This is a genomic window from Butyricimonas sp. BSD2780061689_150309_C8 (assembly GCF_015560935.1).
Taxonomy (GTDB): domain Bacteria; phylum Bacteroidota; class Bacteroidia; order Bacteroidales; family Marinifilaceae; genus Butyricimonas; species Butyricimonas paravirosa.
Window position 1 is genome coordinate 52,413 of the sequence record NZ_JADMSV010000018.1, and the last position, 20,840, is coordinate 73,252.

12 protein-coding genes are annotated in these 20,840 nt (G+C 41.7%); 9 read left to right on the forward strand and 3 right to left on the reverse strand.

What is annotated here, in order from left to right; translation table 11 throughout:
• Window positions 1-18: 18 nt before the first annotated feature.
• Window positions 19-993, reverse strand: a complete 975-nt coding sequence (locus tag I2I33_RS13610) for an N-acetylmuramoyl-L-alanine amidase (RefSeq protein WP_087421217.1) — start codon at window positions 991-993, stop codon at window positions 19-21.
• 218 nt (window positions 994-1,211) lie between these two features.
• Between I2I33_RS13610 and I2I33_RS13615 the strand changes: the two genes are divergently transcribed.
• The gene (locus I2I33_RS13615) at window positions 1,212-2,078 is read left to right on the forward strand and encodes a hypothetical protein (RefSeq protein ID WP_087421218.1); all 867 of its coding nucleotides are present in this window, start codon (window positions 1,212-1,214) and stop codon (window positions 2,076-2,078) included.
• A 325-nt stretch (window positions 2,079-2,403) separates the two neighbouring features.
• Here the strand turns inward: I2I33_RS13615 and I2I33_RS13620 are convergent, their stop codons facing one another.
• Together I2I33_RS13620 and I2I33_RS13625 are read right to left on the reverse strand one after the other, a co-directional pair.
• On the reverse strand, window positions 2,404-4,707 hold the full coding sequence (locus I2I33_RS13620) for a TonB-dependent receptor (protein ID WP_087421219.1): 2,304 nt from the start codon (window positions 4,705-4,707) through the stop codon (window positions 2,404-2,406).
• A gap of 234 nt (window positions 4,708-4,941) precedes the next feature.
• Window positions 4,942-5,304 carry a hypothetical protein gene (locus I2I33_RS13625; protein WP_087421220.1) on the reverse strand — a complete coding sequence of 121 codons (363 nt, stop codon included), beginning with the start codon at window positions 5,302-5,304 and terminating at the stop codon, window positions 4,942-4,944.
• A gap of 334 nt (window positions 5,305-5,638) precedes the next feature.
• Between I2I33_RS13625 and I2I33_RS13630 the strand changes: the two genes are divergently transcribed.
• The 8 genes from I2I33_RS13630 (at window position 5,639) to I2I33_RS13665 (ending at window position 20,501) form a co-directional block, all read left to right on the forward strand.
• The gene (locus tag I2I33_RS13630; protein ID WP_087421221.1) at window positions 5,639-6,193 is read left to right on the forward strand and encodes an RNA polymerase sigma-70 factor; all 555 of its coding nucleotides are present in this window, start codon (window positions 5,639-5,641) and stop codon (window positions 6,191-6,193) included.
• 121 nt (window positions 6,194-6,314) lie between these two features.
• Window positions 6,315-7,469, forward strand: a complete 1,155-nt coding sequence (locus I2I33_RS13635; RefSeq protein ID WP_162613786.1) for a FecR family protein — start codon at window positions 6,315-6,317, stop codon at window positions 7,467-7,469.
• A gap of 86 nt (window positions 7,470-7,555) precedes the next feature.
• Window positions 7,556-11,185, forward strand: a complete 3,630-nt coding sequence (locus I2I33_RS13640; RefSeq protein ID WP_087421223.1) for a SusC/RagA family TonB-linked outer membrane protein — start codon at window positions 7,556-7,558, stop codon at window positions 11,183-11,185.
• 12 nt (window positions 11,186-11,197) lie between these two features.
• On the forward strand, window positions 11,198-12,760 hold the full coding sequence (locus tag I2I33_RS13645; protein WP_087421224.1) for a RagB/SusD family nutrient uptake outer membrane protein: 1,563 nt from the start codon (window positions 11,198-11,200) through the stop codon (window positions 12,758-12,760).
• 25 nt (window positions 12,761-12,785) lie between these two features.
• Entirely contained in the window at window positions 12,786-13,910 is a 1,125-nt protein-coding gene (locus I2I33_RS13650) for a hypothetical protein (protein WP_087421325.1), read from the forward strand.
• A gap of 154 nt (window positions 13,911-14,064) precedes the next feature.
• Complete coding sequence (locus I2I33_RS13655) at window positions 14,065-16,734, forward strand: zinc-dependent metalloprotease (RefSeq protein WP_087421225.1); 2,670 nt, start codon at window positions 14,065-14,067, stop codon at window positions 16,732-16,734.
• Window positions 16,735-16,745: 11 nt separating this feature from the next.
• Complete coding sequence (locus I2I33_RS13660; RefSeq protein ID WP_162613787.1) at window positions 16,746-19,388, forward strand: zinc-dependent metalloprotease; 2,643 nt, start codon at window positions 16,746-16,748, stop codon at window positions 19,386-19,388.
• A 12-nt stretch (window positions 19,389-19,400) separates the two neighbouring features.
• Window positions 19,401-20,501, forward strand: coding sequence for a TlpA disulfide reductase family protein (locus tag I2I33_RS13665; protein WP_087421227.1), 1,101 nt, complete (start codon window positions 19,401-19,403; stop codon window positions 20,499-20,501).
• Window positions 20,502-20,840: the final 339 nt, after the last annotated feature.

Below are 20,840 nucleotides of genomic sequence, written 5' to 3' on the forward strand. Positions count from 1 at the left end.
ACATGCAGATTTGATAAATTATTTATTCTTGTAGTTTTTATAATCTTCGATAAGTCCCTCGCACATCCAGTTTGCTAGAGCCTGTCGGTTATCGTCCAGTAGAAAACGTTGCTGGTCCCGGCTGTTCTGGATATTGCCAAGCTCGACGAAGACAGCAACGGGCAGGGATTGCTTGATTACGAACAAGTCACGTGGGGACACGGTGCCGGAAAAACCCCGGAGAGGTTGGTGCTTGTCGTATTTCCGGTTGAAAACATTTTGTAGCGTGTTTGCCAGATGTTTGCCCTTGGCACTTCCGTCGTAATGATAGAAAAACACGTCAATTTGCTTACTCTCGCTTCGGCTGTCGAGGTGAATAAAAAGAGCCCGGCGATAGTGTTCCTTGTCTTTCTTGAATAGCTCGTTGATCTTGTCGCAACGTTGTTGCAGACGTTTGACCTGGTTCAAAGGAATGGCTTGTCCCATACAGGTTTCCCGGTCGCTGACATCCAGGAATTTATCGTTGCGTATGCCGTCCTTCGCGTCTTGGATAATGATGTGTACTTTGGCTCCTTTTGACATGAGGTTACGGGCCAGACGGAGCATGATGTCATAGGCGTACTCGTCCTCGTGTAACGGGTGGCCTCGTAATTCTCCGATGGCCCCGGGGTCCGGTCCCCCGTGTCCGCTCACGAGATAAAAGCAGGCCCCGTTTAACTCGTCAGAGTCAATGGTATATTTTGCCAATTTCTCTCCGAATAGAGGTTCGTTGCCCTCGTTTTTCAAAGGGGGAAGGGTGTACGTGACACCGAGTTTTAGCCCGTTATTTTTGTCCAGCTTATCCCGGTTCAGTTCGACGAAACGGTCGAAATGAAATGATTTCGTGCGATTGAAACGTTTTAAAAATTGCAGAACTCCTTCTCCCTTGTTTGCCTTGGCCGTTTCCTGTGCCGTGGAGGAAAACGTGAAAATAATCAGAAATAAGAAAGAAAATATAACGAGCGAGTATTTCATAGGCATTATTTTGTTACAAAGATATAGATTTAGTTGTATGTTGCAAGTTACAAGTTGTCGGTTTTGGCCTTGTTCCGGGGTGTTTTAATATTTAGTAACTTGTTGCTTTTGAGGGTCTGAATATTTTGAAACGAATTTTAAAAAAAGCAATAATATAGCCTGTTGACGCAACTTTTTAAAAATGTAAGCATCTATTTAATGTATTAAAAAAAACAGCTATGAAAAATAAAACATGGAAATTTGCACTTATTTGTTCGTTGATCGTGATGGGTTTTACGGCTTGTGACGATGATGACGAATATTACTACGTGGGCGGAGGTAGCTCATGGCTTAGTTATGGTAACCTCGAAAAAATTGATAATGGAAGCCGTTCCAAGTTTGCCATTCGTCGGGACGATGGTAACCGGCTGATCGTGACGGAAGGGATGCCTATTAATTTTGACGGGGCGGAGGAAGATCTTCGGGTGTACGTGAATTACTCGATCGTGGGTAGCGAACGTGACGAGACCGGGTTGGAAGGTAATATGAATTATTACATTCGTCTTTACGGGTTTGATGACGTGTTGACGAAGGTGCCGGTAAAACAGTCTTTTATTAATGAAGATGAGGAAGTACGTCAAGATAGTATTGGTAATGATCCGATCAACGTGCGGGAAGCGTGGTTCGGTGGAAGATACTTGAATGTCGAGTTCCGGATTCCGGTAAAAGACGGGTCTAAAGAGAAACACTTCATTAATTTGGTACAGGATGACGTGGTGGCTCATAATGACACGGTTTACGTGACCTTGCGTCATAACGCTTACGGAGAAAGGCCTGACACGGGTAACGATCAAGGACATTATTCTTGGGGTCGGGGACGGGTTTCTTTCGACTTGACATCTATCGTGCCTGAGGGACAGACGTCTGTACCGGTAAAACTGCTCTGGACTGAATACGGGAAAAACACTTCAGAAACGGTTAACCGGGAAGATAGTGGAACCTATACCTTGAAAAATACTGGTGAAACGGGTGAAAACAAGGGTTTGAACCAGGATAAGAGTAAGATGGTGGCGACAGAAGAAGTTAGTGAATGTGTGGTTGAATAACGGGAAAGATCAGATAACCAACATTCTATATTCAATAAAAGCCATACCGAAAAGGTATGGCTTTTTTCATGTACTTTCGTTGGTATCTTGCCGTGGTTGAATAGGTGTTGTAGGAGTGTCTCGTTAGTAAGTCAATGGAAAGTCAACGGGAAGTGGATGGATGGCGGTGGTGTATTTTTATTTGATTTTATCTTGAAACGTGAAGGATATATTAACGAGTCACCAGTGAAATACCGAGGCAAGTACGCTTTAATACTAAGGAGGAAGAGCCGAACCTTGCGAGTTCGGCCCTTTGTCGATAAAGTGAAATCTTGATACTGTATTTTTAGAATATTCCGAATTTCAGGCCTGCAAAATAAGTCCTTGGCAAGCCCGGACCGTAAATGTAACCGGAATCCCGGAATTCCCCCTTGTCGAAATCGTTCTGGTAACTGTCGAACACGTTTTGCATCCCGATATTGAATTGAATCGTATAGCCTCTGCCAACCTTGATGTCGTATGCCAGTTTAATCGTGGCGTCGAAGAAGGAGTCCGTTTTTTCCAACACGTCTTTCTCGATGTACCCGGCCGAGTGCCCCACGTACATGGAGCCCGTGTAAGTCCCGGAGAGGGCTGCCGAGAAGTTTTTGAACGGGAGCAGATTTAATGTTGCGTAACCGTATTGATCTGGTGAGCGCAACAGTTTGCGACAGGCTTCCACGTCCGGGTCTTTACTCCATGCGACGGGTTCATCGTATTTACTACTTTGCAGGGTGGCCCCGAATTGTAATTGTACGGATTTGTGCGGGGCAATCTTGCCTTCAAGGTTGAATCCTTTCACCACGGCGTCCGACCCGTTACGGCGTTCCAGTATTTTGTTCTCGTCGTCCGATTCGATCTCTTCCAGCACGAAGGGGTTGTGGAGGCTGGTGTAGAATCCTTCCAGTAGGAGGTTGATCTGTACGGGGCCCCAGGTGGTGTAGTAATCCGCGGATGCACTGTAACTACGGGAACGTTCGGTCTTCAAGTCCTTTGCCACTTGTATTAGGGTCACTTCCCCGCCGACGGCTGCCACGTGAAGGTCTTCATCGTAGGTCTGGGGAGCCCGAAATCCCTCGGAATAGCTTGCTCGCAGGCTTAAATCGGGGATCGGGTTATAACGAATGTTCAAGCGGGGACTGAATATCGGATCGTCGATTTCCGAGTTTTTATCCAGACGTCCGCCTAATAGAAAACTGAATCGTCCGGTTTTCCACTCGTTCTGAAGGTATGCGCTGTACACGGAAACTTCTTGATTGATTTCCCTGTGGTAACCTAGCATGAGGTCATTCAGCTTGTTATAGGAGTACTCTACTCCCGCGGTGAGGGAAGAGGGCATGAACAGGAAGTTGTCGAAGTCGTAGGAATACTGGGCTCCGCCCACAACCGTGAAGTCTTTGGTCTTCCCGTAAGCGTTCGTGTCTTGTCCGGCTCCATAGTAGGATTCACGTCCTATGTTCTGGATGGAAGAGTACACGTTCAAGCGGTGTTTGTAGTCCTTTGACGAGAGTGTGTAGTTCAAGCTCCCGCCATGAATGTTGTGATCGGCTTGTTCTGCCACGTCGGCCTCGTGGGGTGGTCTGTCTAAATTGTTTCCTCCTCGACGGAATTCCTTGATATGATGGTATTCTAGGGTGAATTTACTGAAATGGGTCGGTTTGTAGTAAGTCTTGAAACCGAGTGTCGTGCTGTTTATTTTTCCCAGTTCGGAAAAACCATCATCGTCGTGGTCGTAAGCTTGGCGGTCACGAACCATTCCGAACAGGTAGATTCCGGCATCCCGTTGATCGTTGACGATGGCCCCGTTGAAGGAGGTCACGTTGTCAAAACTTTCCCCGTCAATGGCGGAAAGGGTGTGCCCAGCCTGAAAAAAATTGTACAAGGGTTCTTTCGTGATGATGTTGATTGTTCCGGCGATGGCGTTTGACCCGAAGAGGGCGGAGCCTCCACCCCGTAGTACTTCTACTCGTTCGACCATATTGGCGGGAATTTGTTCTAAGCCGTACACTCCGGCAAGCGAGCTGCACATGGGGCGACTGTCAATCAATATCTGGGAATAGGGGCCGTCCAGCCCGTTGATGCGCACTTGCTGGAAACCGCAGTTTTGGCAGTTGTTTTCAACCCGTAGTCCCGGCTGGAAGTTTAAGCCTTGGGACAAACATACGGAGTTCGTGTTCTCGAATACTTTGGGTGATAGTACATTGACGATAACGGGGGCTTCCCTTCTATCCGTTTCATTCCGGTTAGCGGTGACTACTGCTCCATCAAGCATAACGGCATCCTCGCTGATTTCGAAGTTAACTTCTTGGGTTTTCCCTCTCACGATCACGATTTCTTTCTCTGCACTTTTATAACCAACCCCTTGTACGCGGAGTGTGTATTTTCCTTCCGGCAGGTTTTTCAAGAAAAAATGCCCGGTTTCGTCCGTGGCCGTACCGATGTTGGTTCCCTTCAACAATATGGTCATGAAGGGGAGATGTTCACCGGTTTCTTTCAGGATAATGTGTCCGGTGATATGAGCATCCGTGGTTTTCTTCACGGTGTTTTCTTCATCAGCCCAACCGTAAAGGGTTGGGAAAAGTAATATAACGAGTGTAAGTAAGTTTTTCATTTGTACGTAATTATTTTATACCTCATTCCTGTCTGGGAAAGAGGGGTGTTTTTTCTAAGAAGAAAGCACATAGCTTTGTGCTTACTAGACTGATAACAAGAGGGATGTCCTAATATTTGGCCATAGTTTTCCCTTCTTGGAAAAAGTATGGCTTGGAATGAGACGTACCCGCCTGGAGACAATTATAGTCCCTTACATTTCTTTGAGAAATGCTTTTTAGTCTGAATGAAATAATTACGCGAGAATGGGAGGAGCCCGGAGTTGGCTTAAGGTGAAAATATGTTTGTCCGGTTCATCTGCCTGATTCCGGATATGGTAATGTCTCTGGGTTATCGAGAAAGAGATCAGTATAAGCAATGCGACGCTGATCAAGGTGATGAAAGTGGTTAAGTAGGCGATTAATGTCAGTTCCTTGGGGGAGTGCGTGTGATCGGCTTTCCCGTCGGCATCGGCGTGACCGCAAAAGAAATGGGAATGGACAATCGTGACCCCGTTAACCACGTGATAATGCGAGAAAAAGGTGATACTTCCGTAATAGCTCAAAAACAGAGCTAGCAGGAACAAGTGTATCAGTTTATTTACATTTTCTCGACGCATATCTAAATCGTTTGCTTGACAAATGTAGACTATTTCTAAATAATAAGCATGAATTTTTTCTTAAAAATGTATTAAATTAACGAGACAAGGAGTGTTCTATTCGACTGTGTGTCTTGTATTGGGGATATTGGCAGGTGGTATGAATAAAAAAGATTATACCGTAAAAGCGATAAAAGGTATGATCTCGATATAGATGTGTTTTATGTTTTTGCATGTGGGGGATGTTGGATGAATTTTGAAGAAAGGAATTAGATTCCTGCAAGAGCTTGTTTTTTTCGAATGCTTTTTTATTACTTTTGGATTCGAAAATATGGAGAATTTTTTAGAGTGAAGTATGGAATTTACGGAAGTGCATATGAGGTTGTTGAGTAAAGGTGATCGTAAAGCCTTTTACGTGTTGTACGAGAATTTTTTCGTGGCACTTTGTATTTTTGCCAGGGGGTATTCCATGAGCCGGGAGGATGCGGAAGATGTGGTACAGGATGTTTTTTGTAAGTTATACGAGGGACGTCGTCTTTTCGAAAATATATCTTCATTGAAATCTTATTTATATCGTGCCGTGAAGAATGGTTGTTTGAATTATATCCGTGACGAGGAGAGGCGTAAGAATCGAGAAGGGTATTTTTATGATGAACAGGACGAGGAGCATACTTTTTTTGATGAGATCCTAGAGAATGAGGTATATCGGGAATTACAGCAGTTGTTAGAAGAGTTACCTCCACAGTGTCGTAATATTTTCGAGCGAACATTGCAAGGGGAAACTTCTGAGAAGATCGCCGAGGCATTACATTTATCCGTGGAAACGGTGAAAACACAACGAAAGAAAGCAAAGCGGATTTTGCGTGAGCGTTATTCAACATTGTACAAATCTTTTTCTATTCTCTTTTAGTTAGTTCTCTCCTATATTGCGGTAAAATTTATGTCATTAAAAATTTTTATGTGATTTTTTTCTCTATTCTGATACCCACTTTTTGAATGGGTGGTGTCTTTAGTGTGTAATTAAGATGAATATGAATGTACAATCGCAATATAGAATTTCTAAATTGATTGCCGCTTACTGGAGTGGGACTATTTCCCGGGAAGAGGAGGAAGAGCTTTTAACTTGGCGAACCGAGTCAGTGAAGAATGAGGAGCTTTTTCAACGAATTCTTAGAGGTAAACGATTTCTTGCTTATCAAGAGCAAAGCGCGGAACATGATTTCCGGGGTAAGTTTGCACGATTAGAGGAAAGAATTAAAAGAGATCATCGTCGTGTGATTTTTAAACGAATGCGTTATGCTGCAGTTTTTTTACCTTTTATATTCGCTTGTGTCTGGTTCTTGTTGGAACGGGATGTTTTCATGAGGCAGGAACATGTGGTGGGGGAACAAATTGTTGCGGGTTCTTCCCGGGCAATTCTAGCATGGGGAGAGGGAAAAACTGTTTATCTTGAACACGATGTGGTTCGGGGCGAATTGGATTCGACCGTGATTGCGAATCGTGATACGTTAAATTATTTGAGAGATACAAGTAGAGGGCAGGATAAGCCGGATATACATACCTTGACAATACCGAGAGGGGGCGAATTTTTCGTGAATCTGGCAGATGGAACTAAAGTATGGCTTAATGCAGACAGTGAGTTGAAATATCCTACTCGGTTTACAGGGACGGAGAGAGTCGTGTATTTAAAGGGGGAGGCGTATTTTCAAGTGACTTATAATGCGAAACAACCTTTTATCGTGATGTCGGAGGGGCAGACGATTCGTGTGTTGGGAACATCTTTTGCCGTGAGAAATTACGAGAATGAAGAGCGGGTTTTAACCACATTGGAGGAGGGACGGGTACGAGTGTCTGCCGGGGAACAGAATGTGGAATTACGACCGGGGAATCAAGCTGTTCTGACTGATGGTAGATTGGATGTAAAAGAAGTGAATACATCTGAATACACGGCATGGCACAAAGGTAAATACGTGTTTGTGGATAAACCGCTGGGAGAGATCATGTCCACGTTATCCCGCTGGTATGATATGACAGTCTTCTATACTTCAGCCGATTTAGAGAATATTCAGTTTACGGGAGAATTGGTTCGTTATGCAGATATTCGGGAGTTACTAAATAAATTTGAGGTATTGGAAAAAGTGAAATTTGATATTAAGAATAAAACGTTAATAGTAAATCGATATTAAAAATGCAACGGGACTTGTTACCAGCAAATCCCGTTATCACCTACCTGTGAGAGGTAGATTTTATTAATTAAAAGTGAAACAAAGTTATGAAAAAAAGTGATTGTTTTTTTCCCTCGTGTAAAAAAACAGGAGGAAAAGCTCTGTTGTTGTTATTAATGATGTGGGTATTACCGGGTATCGCTTCAGTGGTGGCTCAGGAAAAGATCGACATCAATATTAAAAATGGAGCTTTGACGGATGTATTCAAGGCAGTTCAGAATCAGACGGAGTATCGTTTTATGTATTCGACAGAAGACGTGAAGTCTTATCAGGGCATTACAATGGAAATGAAGGGGGCTTCATTGAAAGATGTGATGGGAACAGCCCTAGCGAAGACAGATTTGGAATGGCATATCGAGAATCAAATTGTTTTTATTAAAAAGAAGGCCGATAAGGCAGAATCGGTAAAGCAGATTCGGATAACAGGATGTGTTACGGATGTGAACAATAATCCTATTCCTGGTGTAACCGTATTGTTGGAAGGAACTTCCATGGGTGCGGCAACAGATGCCAATGGAGAGTATGTTTTGACGTTGCCGGAACAGAAGTCAATCGTTTTGATATACTCTTTTGTAGGAATGGTTTCCGAGAGAGTGGTTTATTCCGGTCAAACTAAGATTAATGTGATATTGAAAGAGGATGTGAAAACGATGGAAGAGGTGGTTGTAACTGGGTATCAGACTATGCGTAAAAGTGACGTGGTTGGTTCGATGACAACCGTGAAAGCGTCTGACGTGATGATGCCGGCTTACTCTTCGATCGACCAAATGTTGCAGGGACGTGTTGCCGGTATGATGGTGATGAATACGAGTTCTCGTGTCGGAACAAGTCCGAAGATTAGAATTAGAGGTACTTCGACGATTTTGGGTAACCAAGATCCGTTGTGGGTGGTTGATGGAGTAATTCAACCGGATCCGCTGCAGTTGGACCAGAATGATATAATGGTAGATGACTTGAAGAACATTCTTGGGAATCAAATTTCTTGGTTGAATCCGGCAGATATCGAGACAATTACTGTTTTGAAAGATGCCTCGGCTACGGCAATTTATGGTTCGAAGGCAGCTAATGGGGTTATCGTGATTACAACGAAACGCGGACAAGTAGATCGGATGACCGTGAATTATAACGGGACGTTTTCTTTTAGAGCTCGCCCTTCTTATGGTATGTTTAACTTGATGAATTCGAAGGAACGTATCCAGTTCAGTCGGGAAGCATATAAGGCCGGTGCTATCTATTCATCGACGCCTTTGGCTTCTATGAATACTTACGAGGGGGTTATGCGTATGTACTATGAGAAACAAATTACAAAGGATGAGGCAGAGTTGGCCATTCAGCGTTTGGAGAAGACTAATACCGATTGGTTTAAATTGTTAACTCGCAATTCATTCAGTCAGAATCATAATCTGAGTATGTCTGGGGGATCTCAAAAAATGACTTATAGCGTGTCATTGGGATTTAGCGATCAAGCTGGGGTTGAGTTAAATAATGATGCAAAGAATTTAAGCGGGCGTTTGAATATCGGTGTACAATTACATCCGAAGGTACATGCTGACGTTAGTTTAGTGGGTACAATAGATAAAACTTGGGGATATGCTGCAGGTGTGGATCCGATGACGTATGCTAAGGAAACAAGCCGCTCGATGTTGGCTTACGATGAAAAAGGTGATTATTATTTTCAGGAAAGAATGAGTTCCTATTCGTTAAATAATACTGGAATGATTTTGGGATACAATATCTTGAACGAGATGGATCATAGCTATTCCAAGAATAAGTCTTCCCGGTTGAATGCGACTCTTAATCTTTCATGGGAAATTATTCCTGGCTTAAAATATGAGTTTGTTGGAGGGGTGAATAATAACGAACGTCTGTCAGAATCCTATGCGGGAGAACAGACTTATTATGTGGCCAATAAATATAGAGGGTATGATTATGGAACAGAAGAATATGGTAGTACTGCATATAAAGCGGCCATGCTTCCTTTTGGTGGTGAATTGTATAATGGCTCTTCTGATGTTCTTGCGTGGAATATACAAAATAAGGTATCTTTTCAGAGAGTCTTTAAGGAAGATCATCGTATTAACGTATTGGTTGGTACGGAAGTCTCTTCAACAGCTACAAAGGATCGCTCTCAAACTATTTTTGGATATGTGGCAGAACGAGGAGAGCAAGTGGTTCAACCGACCCCTATAAAAGATATTGTTCCTACTGGTAATCAAGGGATCGAGCCTTGGGGTATTTTATCAAAACTTTATAGCGGAGAGGGATGGACTCGTACGACAATGACTTCCAACCAGTTTTCTGTGTTTGCTACTTTAGCTTATTCATATAAAGATCGGTATGTGCTGAATGCAAGTGTGAGAAATGATGCATCCAATCGTTTTGGACAGGATCAGAATAAACGTTTTGATCCGACTTATTCTTTCGGACTCTCTTGGAATATAGCTCGGGAACCTTGGGCTGAATTTATGTCAGATATATTGAATCAATTTACGTTACGTGCCTCTTACGGTATTCAAGGGAATACGGTTGCTTCCATTAGTCCAGAGTTAATTCTGACGATGGGTAGCGTAAAACCTTATTATGGAGAGTATATGGCAAAGATTTCTCGTTTGCCTAATCCGCATTTGAGTTGGGAACGTACTAAGACGTGGAACTTTGGGTTAGATGTACAATTGCTTCAATGGATCACGATGAATTTGGAGTATTATACCAAAAGATCAAATAATATTATAAATCAGCCTATTGCATTGGAGTTCGGGAGAGAGGGAATGGAAGTGAATGGTGGACGGATTATAAACTCTGGAGTAGAGTACTCGTTGAACATCACTCCGATTCGGACCAAGGATTGGGCTTGGACGATTGGATTAAATTCTTCAAAGAACTGGAATGAGGCCAAATCAGAAGCTAGTAGTAATGTTAGCATACGAAACTATTTGGAAGGAGCTAATGATCGGGTGTTGAAGAAAGGTTATGCTGTTTCCAGTTTTTGGTCATTTGCTTATAGAGAATTGAATCCGGAGAATGGTCAACCGGAGTTTAATTTGATTTATGAAAGAGATGCTGCGGGTAATGTGATCGTAAATGAAGAAACTGGAAAGCCTATTTTGAGAGATGTAAATGATTTGACGGAGGTACTTGTGTATTCAGGAAAAACAGAGCCTGATTTTACGGGAGGACTTGTGACACGGTTAAGATGGAAAGGGTTGACATTAGGAGCTAATTTTTCTTTGTTATTAGGAGCTAAAAAGAGATTACCTAATCCATATCCTGCTAACGGTAATATCCCTCTTTCTAATGTAAATCTGAGTAAGGAGTTAAAAAATCGCTGGCAAAAACCGGGAGATGAGCTGAAAACAGATATTCCGGGAGTTTATACGAGCCGGGTTCCGAAAACTATTACTTTACAGGATGGATCTGCATTTGACCCGTACTATATGTGGGGTGTTTCAGATTTGAGAGTTGTTAGTGCCTCTTTCTTGCGTTGTCAACAATTGTCTTTAACATGGAATATTGATGGGGCATGGTGTGCCAGATGGGGAATCAAGAGTTTGTCTCTGAATGCCACGATGAATAATGTCTTTGTTATTGCGGATAAGAAGTTTGACGGTTTCGATCCGGAATTAGGAGATAGTGTTCAGCCTAAAATTTATTCTTTTGGTGTAAATATCGGATTTTAAAGTACATGATTTATGAATAAAATATTGAAATATGGATGTTTGGTTCCCATGTTTTTTCTGGCAGCTTGTTCAGATTTTCTGGAACCGAAATCGCAGAGTGAGTATGTACCAACCTTGGTAAAGTCATTGGATGAGTTATTACTGGGAGAGGCTTATATGGGACCTGGAAGTGGTGAAGACGGACGTCTGTATGGAGTGTTGGGACTTTTGGATGATGATGTTGCAACCCGAGGGAACGTGGAAGAGTATGATCCATATTACGAGACTAAACTGCATGAAGTCGAGTTGTTTTTTTCTTGGTCTCAAAGATTGAAAGAAGAGTACGATAGTTATAATACGTATGGAGAAGTTTACAAGAAAATTGTGGGTTGTAATGCTGTTTTGGATTACGTGGATGATTCGGAGGGAACTGAAGATGCAAAGAATTTAGTGAAAGCACAGGCTTTAGCTCTTCGCGGGTATTATTATTTCCATTTGGTTAATCTTTATGCAAAACCCTATTACGTGGGAAGAAATGAATTGGGGGTTCCCTTACAATTGTCTTCAGAATTATCAACTAGTAGTAAAGCAAGAAATACGGTAGGAGAAGTTTATGACCAAATTTTAGCGGATTTACGGGAAGCAGAACGTTTATACACGTTGTTGCCTGATTCTGAGTGGAGTTTGAAAAATAATCGGATTAATCTGCCTTGTATTCAATTGTTACTTTCGCGTGTATACCTTTACATGGAAAACTGGCAGGAAGCTTTGGCCTATGGGGAAAAAGTAATCAATGATTATAGTTTTGAACTTAAGGATTTGAATACGGTGGAAGCACCATCTCCATATGGAAGTCCTTCTTATATTCCTTATTATACTTGGGAGAATCCGGAAGTGATATTTTTATTCGGTAATGAGGCTGATGTGGTGACTTTACCTCTTTCTTCGATTAATATGACAATATATGATAAGTATGGGAATCCAAACTATAAATCGATATCCGTGTGTGTTGTTTCGAATGATTTGATCAATTCTTATGAAGAGAATGATTTGAGGAAAAGCCGTTATTTGATTTGGGAGAGAATTAGCAGTGGTTCTGAAACTCCCCAATATCGGGTTCCTGTGAGTAAATATGAGGTCGGGACTTATTATGGAATGTCTTATGGTTGGGAGGCCGGTAGCTGGGGTGTTGCCTTCAAAGTGACGGAAGCTTACCTGAACGTGGCTGAAGCTGCTGCCATGTTGTATAAAGAGAGTGGGGATGCACAAAACCAAACAAAAGCTATCAATCTGTTGGAACGGTTAAGAGAGAAACGTTTTGCTAGTAGTTCTCCTGATTATAAGGTGACGGTGACAGATCCGGATGGTTTAGTTTCTTTTGTTCGTACAGAACGGCGTCGGGAGTTATGTTTCGAGAATCATCGCTGGTTTGATTTGCGTCGTTATGGGATGGAAGGAATGAAACGAGTGTGGAATTATGGTAGTGATGCAATAGAATACGTATTGGAGAAGGATGACCCGAGATATACGTTATTGATTCCCAATGAAGCATTTGAATTGAATTCTGCTTTGATTCAGAATGAATTGAAAAATTAATGTTGACTTTTAAATGAACAAATCTATGTTGAAGAATATGTATTGGATATGGGTATTGGCTTTACTAGGCTTTATGTCATGTGCCGATAATGATAATGTTGGGAAAGTGGAGCGAGTAGATCTTCTAGATTTTGATTTTCCACAAGGAAATGATCCATGGGATAAGGAAATTGAGCAGATTGCGAAAGATTGGGGAATGTATATTATTTACAAAGATGTGGATAGTACGCACTTAAACCGTAGATGGACGACTCCTGTTGAAACGGCTCCTATTTATGTATGTACAACTCCGAGTTCGGATGATATTCAAGTTTATTTACAATTGGTTAAGGATTGGTTATTGTCTGGAATGGATAAAGATAATGAGGCAGATCGAGAACAATTGCCTATTTATCTATATTTGGTGAATGATTTCAATGATGGAAATCCGAAATCGTCGTCATATATGAAAAATCATATTCAATTGAAAAAGGATGGTATGGATTACTGGAGTTTGAGTTTTACAAGTGAGGAGTTGGCAGCGGGGTTAACACCCAAAATGATTCATGGGGTGGCTTGTTCGTTCAGTTATCCGGGTATGAAATCCAGATTTACAACCGGAGTATATAAAGTTGCACCCGGTTTTCTAGAAATGACGGATTATGAAACTCGTATAGGAACTCGTTATTGTTCGAAGGAACAATTTTTAGAAGAAAATCCTGGGATTCCAGAAGTGTGGTATGATGAAAATACTGGTATTTGTCTTTATGAAAAAGATCCGGAAAATGCTTACTTGAGAAGAGGTTTTGCTCCTCAGATTACTGAAACATTTGAAGTTGTCGATAGGGAGAAGAGTTTGACTCGTGGAGCTCCAACTTGGATGCCATGGATTCTCCAAGTAAATAAGTATGGTGTTGAGCGTGATGATAATCCGGGACCTGTGGCTGAAACTGTTGAAGAGCGAGTGATTTGGGATTTTTTGAATGTAATTCGAATGGCTATGTTGTGGCCAGAAGAAAAAGTTCGTGAAGAGTTTCCTGTTGATGCTGAAGATCCTTTAGATCGGGCTGGTTTTCAGAAGATCAATGATAAGTATGATTTAGTCGTGGAGTATATGAAAACCACGTATAACATAAATCTACAAAAGTACGCTGAAATTTTAAACGAGTAATATTTAGAAGAAGAGGAACCAGATATTTCTGATTCTGATTCCTCTTCTTCTCGTCTTTAAGATATTTTTTGTTACAATTTTATTGTAACATGGGGTATTGTGTGTTCAATCGAAAATCGTATTTGTATAGAGATAAATCACTAATTAATTTATTATGAAACGAAACAGTTTGTTTGTAGTTTTAGTTTCTTCCTTGTTGGTTTTAGGCATGGGAGATTCCTATGGTTTGAACAGGGTAAAAAAGAAAAAGGCAAAAAAAGGAGAGGTGGAGATGAGTCAATCTCAAACCCCTAAAAAGAGTGCATATGAGCGTTTGTTTGCCGGCAAAAAAGTGGAAACGGCAAAAGGGTTAATGACTTTACACCGGATGGAAGGGAAGCTTTATTTGGAGCTGCCCGTAGCATTGATGAACAGGGATTTTTTGATTGCTTCTACCGTGAGTGAAATATCGGATAATCGTTTTGCTAATGTCGGAGAGGCTTCGAAACCTCCAATGCATGTGGCTTTTACCATGGTGGATTCCACTGTGAATATGGTAAGTATGGATAATTGTCGTTATCTAACGAATGATGCCAATATTGCAGATCGTTTGGCTATTAGTATGAAGCCTCCTGTTGTTGAGCGTTACAAAATCGAGGCTTATAATGCGGATAGCTCTGCGGTAGTCATTGATATGACAAATTTATTTTTGAGTGATAAAGAGCAACTGGATCCATTTTCTCTTTATGCTCCTGCTGCCGGGGGAGGTATGGCCCAGATAGATAAACAATTTAACCGGGAAAAATCGATGATTACCGGGGTGAAGGCTTTTGAAGATAATGTGATTATCAAGACTCAATTGTCTTATATGGCTGGTAGCCGAAACCCTCGTGATCCCCGTCAGGGAATTGCTAAAAGACCTTTTACGGCTTTAATGACCCGAAGTGTTATTTTATTGCCGGAAGAAGGAATGCGTCCTCGTTTGGCCGATCCCCGAATCGGTATATTTACACACCCGATGGTGCGCTTTGATCGAGAAAAAGGGACAGAACCAGAGATGTATGTGCAGCGTTGGCGTTTGGAGCCCAAAGATGAAGATGCGTATAGACGAGGGGAATTAGTGGAGCCGAAAAAACCGATCGTTTTTTATATTGATGATAAATTTCCGGAAAACTGGAAACCTTATGTAAGAGAAGGCGTTGAGATCTGGCAAAAGGCATTCGAGAAGATTGGTTTTAAAAATGCGATTATTGCGAAGGATTTTCCCAAAGACGATCCAAATTTTGATCCGGATGATTTTAAATACAGTTGCGTACGTTATTGCCCGATTCCGGTTGCCAATGCGATGGGAATGCCTATGACGGATCCTCGAACTGGAGAGATTATTAAAGCTACCGTTTATATCTATCATAATGTAGTGGAGATGTTACAGAGCTGGCGTTTTATTCAAACTGCTCCTGCCGATGCGGATGTGCGTTGCGTGGATATGCCGGACGATATTCTGGGAGATTGTATGAGTTACGTGATTGCTCATGAGGTGGGGCATACATTATCATTGATGCACAATATGTCGGCTTCTGCAGCTATTCCGGTGGATTCTTTGCGTTCGCCTTCTTTTACGCAGAAATATGGGACTACTTATTCTATCATGGATTATGCTCGTTACAACTATGTGGCACAACCCGGGGATAAAGAGAGAGGTGTGAAACTGACTCCTCCTGATTTAGGTGCATATGATTACTATGCGATTAAATGGTTGTATACTCCTATCTTGGATGCTAAGACTTACAAGGATGAAGAACCTATTTTGAGTCAATGGATTTCAGAGAATGGGGCAGATCCGATTTATCGGTATGGAAAGCAACAGTTCCGACTTCGTCTTGATCCGAGTTCGGTTGAAGAGGATTTGGGGGATGATGCCATGAAAGCGGGAGCATATGGAATTAAGAACTTGAAGTATATCATGAAAAATCTGGATAACTGGGTGAAAGGAAATGATCCTGATTACAATTTCCGTCAACGGATTTATAACGAGATGGTTTACCAGTACGTGCGTTATTTAAATCATGTCATGATAAATATCGGTGGTATTTATTTGAATGAACGTTATGATGGGGATGCTCTTCCGGCTTATACCACGGTGCCTAAAGAGAGACAAAAGAGGGCCGTTCGTTTTATGTTGGATGAAGTGAAGGATTTGTCCTGGTTAAATTCTGTGAAGTTACAAAGGGGGTATCCGATGGCAGGTAATGTTTCCGGTCAGTTAGAGAATATTATCTTTTCCGGTTTGATGTCTTCTCTTGACATGATTGCTATTTGCGAGGCAAAGGCAGGAAAAGATGCTTATACCCGGGAGGCTTATTTGACCGATTTGTATGATTATATTATGAAACCCACAGTACAGGGTAGAACGTTGACAGCTGTTCAGAAGAAATTACAGATGAACTTTATGGATGCTTTGATACAAGGGGCAACGTTGAATCGTAAGGGGATTTTAGGAGCAGATGCAAGTGCTTCTACCCGGTCTTTTGTTAATAGAATTGAGGTTCCAGACTTCGTGAAAGCCAATAGTCGGAAAGATTATGGTGATATCCCGGAAAATATGGCCGGGGCATTTTCCAATAGAGAATATGTTTCTTTACAAAATGCGGTTCGCGGAGAGGAATATATGGGATATGGAGAACCGACGTTACGAGGTGAGGGTGCAGCTATAAATCATGATTGTTATAGTTTACTGAGAAAAGTTCAGACTTTGATAGAAAGACAAGCTAAGACGGGTTCCAAGGACACGCAGGATTTTTATCAGTTGATGATGTTTAAGTTGAATAAGACGTTCAAACAATAAATGGAATGATGATGAAGAGAATTGTATATATGTTATTGGTGTCGGTCGTTCTGTTGCTTGTTTGGCAGGATGATTGTATTGCCCAACGTAAAAATAAGAAAAAGAAAAATGTTCCTCAAACGGAAACGAAACAATCAACTCCTAAGAAAGAGTCAGATTATGACCGATTGTTTAAGGGAAAGCAAGTGCAGACGGCGAAGGGCTTGATGACAATACATATGGTGAATGATCGGGGACGAGATTTGGTGTATGCTGAATTTCCGGTGAGTTTGTTGGGAAAGGATATGATGTTGACCTCGGCAATCCGGGAGATCAGTGATGCAGGAGAAGGTGTTGTGGGACAATTTAATAATTTTATTTATTTGCGTTTCACTCGCCTTGAATCTAATTTAATGGCTCGTATTATTCCCGGCGATGAACCTTCAAATATCGGGACAGAAGAGAATGTGACGAGATCTTTGGAGCAGAACACGAATCCCGGTATCTGGCAATCCATGAAAATTATGGCTTACACGCCGGATAGTTCCGCAATGGTGGTTGATATAACCAAGATTCTTGTTGACCATTCGGATTACACAAGTCCTTTTGCGGCTTTTGGTGGAAACTCTATGGGGGGTTTTACCCAACGTCAACATCAGTTCCGTTCGAATATGACTCGTTTATTGGGTGTTAACGCTTTTGATAATAACGTGGTTGTGACAGGTGAATATTCTTATTCCGTGAATCACACGTTTATGGGAACGCAGACTTATAGAAAGGATGTTGCCGTGACGGTGACAGCAGATCGAATTCTGTTGCTTTTACCGGAAGACGTGATGCGTCCCCGGTTTGCAGATACCCGTGTCGGGACTGTTAATTTGAAGAAGAGGGTGTTGGGAGATCTAAAGGAAGGTTTTAAGGAAATCCGTTACACTACTCGCTGGCGTTTGGAACCAAGTGATGAAGCCGCTTTCCGGGCGGGAGAGTTGGTTGAACCTAAGAAACCAATTGTATTTTATATGGATACCTTAATACCATCAGATTGGAAAAAGGCGATTAAAGATGGGTTTGAGGCTTGGAATAAAGCATTTGAAACAGCAGGTTTTAAAAACGTGGTTCGGGTAATTGAATTCCCAAAGAATGATCCTGAGTTTAGTGCCATCAATATTAATAATTCCGTGATCCGGTATTCTCCGATGTGGCTGGAGTTCGCTCAAAATTCTTCGCATATTGATATGCGTAGCGGTGAGATTTTGAATGCCTCTGTCATGCTGCACGGGGGAGTACTTGGCAATTTGGAAAGAATGTACAAGACTGCGGTAATGGCTTCTGATCCGGGAGCGCGGACGAATGGAAGATTGCCAGAGAAAACACAATACGAGTTGATTAAATCGTACATGACTCAAGTTGCCGGTTCTTGTTTGGGGGTGATCGAGAATGCCAAGTGTGAAGGGGCTTTTGCGGTTGATTCTTTACGTTCTCCTTCTTTCACTCAGAAATATGGGATTGCCCCGTCTGTCATGATGAGTTTCCAGATGTACAATATTGTAGCACAAGAGGAAGATGTGCTAAAAGGTGTACGATTGATTCCTACCGGACCGGGAGAATACGACTGTTATGCTATTAATTGGCTTTATCGTCCAATTTATGGGGTGGCAAGTCCAGCGGAGGAAGAACCTGTCTTAAATGAATGGATTGCTAAAGAAAAAGGGAATCGGAATTGTGCTTTCGGGTATGGGAATCGTCTGATATTTGATCCGTCGGCAGCTCCGGCTTTATTAGGGGATGATCATATCAAAATGATGAATTACTACTTGAAGAATTTGAAATATGCTTGTGAGCATTTATGCGAGTGGTATGCTGAAAATGATAAAGATTACACAAAGCGTAGTACTTATGCGAGCTTGCTGATTAATTCCTTAGATTTTAAATTCCGCTTTTTGGCTTCTCATTTCGGAGGGATGTATGTGAATTACGATGAAAAGGAGGGTGTGACTTTTGATTTTGAGTCTCGGAAAGAGGAAAAGAGGTATATCGACTATTTTTTTACTTTAATGGAAGAAGTTTCTTCTTTGAAAGTGAAGGGATTGGAGGGTAATGCTGAAATTTCGAATGATCCGACCAATATGTTGGTATGGGGTATTTTCTCGCAGATGTTTGCCAAGATAGAATATATGTATTTTATGGGAGAGAAGAGTAAAGATACTTATACCGCAGAGGAATTTGTAGAGGAGTTGAATCGTCGGGTGTGGGCTCCGACTCGGGAAGGACGTGTTTTGAGCATGGTAGAACGGAGTCGGCAGAATATTATGGTCGGACTGATGTCTGCTTCTACGGGACTATTACCTGACCCTCGCCGGAATGCAGCGGGTGGAGGTGCTGGACAACGACAATTAGCGGATGGGTCCTTATATTACCATATATCTCCGGAAGTTTTGAATAGGGTGGATTGTACGATAAATAGAGAGGCTGAAAATATGGACGAGCATAATATCTATTTTCCAATTATCACGGATTTAGGTGCAACAAGAGAACCCGTACAGCATATTTATTTTAGTATGTTGTTAAAAACTAAAGATTTGATTAAGCAAGCTATTCCTCGAAGTTCGGGGGAAACTCGCAAGCATTACGAATTCTTACTGTACAAGATTGATGACGTGTTAAGTGTAAAATAAAATGATTTTATTATGAATAGATTATTTTTGTTTTTATTCGGGTGTTTATTGTATGCTTGTAACGGAACTCCGGGGTATACGATAAAAGGAACAGTAGAAGGTATTTCCGACCGGGAAGTATACCTAGTATCTGCTGGTTCTTATACCTCGGATACTTTAGCCACGGGAAAGGTCAAAGACGGTAAGTTTGAAATCAAAGGAAGTTGTGATGGGGTTGTGATAGCAACTTTGGGGTTGGAAGGGTACGGATTGGGAATGTTGCCTGTCTATCTTGAAAATGAGGAATACAAAATCACTTTGGATTTGGAACGGATTCAGGGGTCTAAAATAGAAGGTGGGGGAGAAGAGCAACGACTGGCGAATGAATATGAGGGAATCAGACTTGCCTGTTCCAAGGCTATAGACGAAATCCGAGATGAGTATATTGCCGTTTCGCAAGAACGGAATAATCCTCGTTTCGTTGAATTACAACGTTTTATCGATTCCTTGCAACGGGAAGTAGACATTCAACAGCAGGATTTACTGGAAAAAAATCCGGATAGCTATGTGGCGTTAAATAATGTGTTTATGCTACTTCGGCGATTTTCTTTAGATGAGTTGAATCAAGCTTTTAGCAAATTTAGTCCGGATAAGCAAAATAGTGTTACCGGGAAAATTATTCAAGAAAGAATAAAAAAATTAGAAGGCTTGGCTGTCGGTCAACTGGCTCCTGATTTTACGGTACAAGCTCCGGACGGAAGATCGTTTACGTTCTATTCTGTAAAGGCAAAAGCGAAAATAATTGATTTCTGGGCATCTTGGTGTGGACCTTGTCGTGCTATGATTCCCGAGTTGAAAGAGTTGTATGCGGAATTTCATGATAAGGGACTGGAAATTGTCGGGATCTCCTTGGATGAGCAAAAAGAGGCTTGGCTAAAGGCACTTGAAGATGAAAATTTATCGTGGGTGAATGGGGTTGATCTTCGAGGAATGAAGTTGGATGCTCCTATCGTTTCCACGTATGGAATTTTCGGAATACCGCATATGGTGTTGGTTGATAAAGATAATCGTATTGTTGCAACCAAAATACGTGGGGAAACCCTACGAAAACAATTGGAGAGATTATTAAATTAGTTTTTGAATAAGTGAATGAAAATTAGAATTTTAATATGCTTGTTTTTTAGTCGTGTTGCCTCATTATGCATGGGGCAACATGCTAATTATAAATTAGCAGAAAAGTTTCCGCCCTGATAATATGATTCGTATAACGTATACGTGCTAACTGGTTACTTTCCGGGGATAAGTGCAAACGAATCTCTGGCTCAAGTAGGGATTATCGTGGTTGTTTTCAATCATCGTGGAGGAGAGCCTTATCGAGAGCTTGAATATTACACATTTAGGTATGGAAATATGTCGACAGCGGTTATCTGTATGCTTCCGAACTTTTATAAGGCGGCTATTTGATGCTTGTAT